This window comes from Micromonospora sp. 4G55 (assembly GCF_016803375.1).
The window spans coordinates 1-2,148 of sequence record NZ_JAEVHN010000885.1 but is presented as its reverse complement, the minus strand read 5'-3'; the positions used below and the strand labels follow the sequence as shown (position 1 = coordinate 2,148).

The window sequence follows — 2,148 nt, the reverse complement described above, 5'->3', positions numbered from 1 at the left end:
GGCGGGGGGCCGGGCGCCGGCACCGCCGGGCAGGCGCTCGCGGCGGCGACGCGGCGGTACAGCGTGGGCAGCCGCTCGCCGGTGGTGCGCAGGACGAGCCGGAACGGGTACCGGCCGTGCGACCACACGTCGTCGCAGACCTGCAGCAGGGTGGCGAACTGCGCGGGCGGCTCGTCGGCGAGGAGCTGCTCGGCGTCGTCGACGCGCAGGGTGAGCGGGCCGGCGTCCCGGTCGAGCAGGCAGTCGGCCAGCGCGTCCCAGTTGCGCCCGAACCACTCGGGCAGGTCGAGGGCCTGCGCGAGGCAGCCCGAACAGCTCCGCGCGGCGGCGGGCGTCGGCGCCCGGCACGACCACCGTGCCGGCGGTCGGGTCGGCGGTCAGCTCCAGCCACGGTGGCAGGTCGGGCGCGTCCATCCGGTCATCCTCCCCGCTCCGGTCGGGCCGGCCGGTCCCCGGCCCGACCGCTGCCGGCTCAGAGTCGGTAGAAGTTCGCGTAGTGGTCCGGCGAGAACCAGGTGACCCCGGTGCTCCGGTTGACCACGATCCGGTACGCGTCCCGGGAGGCCCCGTACGGCCGGGGGTAGACGTCGTACTCGTAATAGGTGGCGCTGCCGGGGAGCTGGCCCTCCCGGTTGTAGAACTGACCGCCGGCGAAGTTGTAGAGCCCGCCGCTCCAGGTGTACCAGCCTCGGCTGGTCGGGAAGCCCTTGGCGGCCCAGCCGGACCGGGCGGTGCGGGCGTCCGCGCAGCGGGTCATCGTGCACGAGCTGTAGACCCCGGCGGACGCGGCGTCGGTGAGCGACGGGGTCACCACGGACGGGCCGACGAGCGCGCCGGCGACCATGGCGGTGAGCAGGGCGAACGTGCCGACCAGGCGGCGCAGGCGGGTGAGCGGGGCGGGCGGGGTCACACGAGTGGTCATCGGGCCCTCCGGATCACAAGGCATCGATCGGTGTCGACCCTTAGTGTCGGGCTCGGCCGGCTCGCGCGGGAAGGCCCGGCGGCCAAATTCGTCGACAGCGTTCGATGACATCCCGGTGCCCCGATCGGTGGGCGGTCCACCCACGCGTGGGTGGACCGCCCCTGGATGGAGCGACGGCGTCCTCCGCTGCGCCCGCTCCACCTACCGTCGGGTCAGCCGAGCACGCTGATCGACGAGTGCGATCCGGCCGCGCCGAAGACGGTGCCCTGGAACGGACCGTGGTGGACCGGGTCACTCACCAGGCGCACCGACAGGTAGTCCGGCGCGCCGGACAGGTGCAGCGCCCAGCGCATGCCCAGCGCGCCGATCCAGCTCGCGCCGCCACCGTCGCGCTGGAACGAGCAGCCGTCGATGTTCACCACGTCGGCCTCGACGAAGAAGCCGGCCGAGTACCGGTCGTCGGTGCCGACGCCGGTCGAGTCGGCGGTGCAGCCGGAGAGCGTGGCGGCCCGGCCGGACACCTCGAACCCGCAGCCGTAGGTGTCCTGCGCCTCGCAGCCGACGATGGTCGCCCGCGACGACGCCACCTTGAAGGCGGGCCGGGTTGCGGCCCGGTACCCGTCCCGTACGCCTTGCAGCCCCACATCTTGATGTTGCCGCCGCCGATCAGGTAACCACCCGCGTCGCCGCCCTGCGCCGAGCAGCCGCTGACGAAGCCGTCCGACGACTGGAGGTTGTACGCCCAGCCACCCGCTTTCTCCACCCGGCAGTCGGTCAGCTTGAACTCGCGCTGCCCACCCGGGTACGCGCCGCCGAGGTAGATGCCGTCGGAGGTGGTGTTCGCGACGAACACCCGGCACAGCCAGGGCGCCGGGTCCGGACCGTACTGGGTGGGCTTGGTGGCGATCTGGAGGTTCACCCCGTTGGCCGCCAGGTTCACCGCGTCGAGCCCGATGTCCCGGATGCAGTTCCGGGTGGCGGTGCCGGTCACCATCGCGCCGCCGGTGAAACCGCTGGCCGCCTTCAGCAGCGTCGACAGCGGACCCGCGCCGACCAGGGTCTGCTTGTCCAGCAGCACGATCGGCGCCTTGACGTAGTAGGTGCCGGCCGCCACGAAGACCGCCCCCTGCGGGCCGACCGCGTTCAGGGCCGTGTTGATCGCCCCCTGGGCGCCGGTGGTGGTGTTCACCTCCCACGGTGGCGCCGGAGCCGGCCGGGCCGACCCA

The 2,148-nt window shown here is 73.5% G+C and carries 3 protein-coding genes and 1 pseudogene; all 4 read right to left on the bottom strand.

What is annotated here, in order from left to right; translation table 11 throughout:
- Window positions 1-251, bottom strand: a pseudogene (locus JNW89_RS35685) (barnase inhibitor); the annotation flags it as partial.
- 221 nt (window positions 252-472) lie between these two features.
- A complete protein-coding gene (locus tag JNW89_RS35680) occupies window positions 473-922 on the bottom strand; it encodes a ribonuclease domain-containing protein (protein WP_238452364.1) in 450 nt (149 codons plus the stop codon).
- A gap of 212 nt (window positions 923-1,134) precedes the next feature.
- Window positions 1,135-1,344: a hypothetical protein gene (locus JNW89_RS35675; protein WP_238452363.1), complete on the bottom strand. Its 210-nt coding sequence runs from the start codon at window positions 1,342-1,344 to the stop codon at window positions 1,135-1,137.
- Window positions 1,338-2,148: glycosyl hydrolase family 28-related protein (locus tag JNW89_RS35670; protein ID WP_305070571.1), on the bottom strand; the 811-nt coding region annotated here is incomplete at its 5' end. The genes JNW89_RS35670 and JNW89_RS35675, both read right to left, overlap by 7 nt.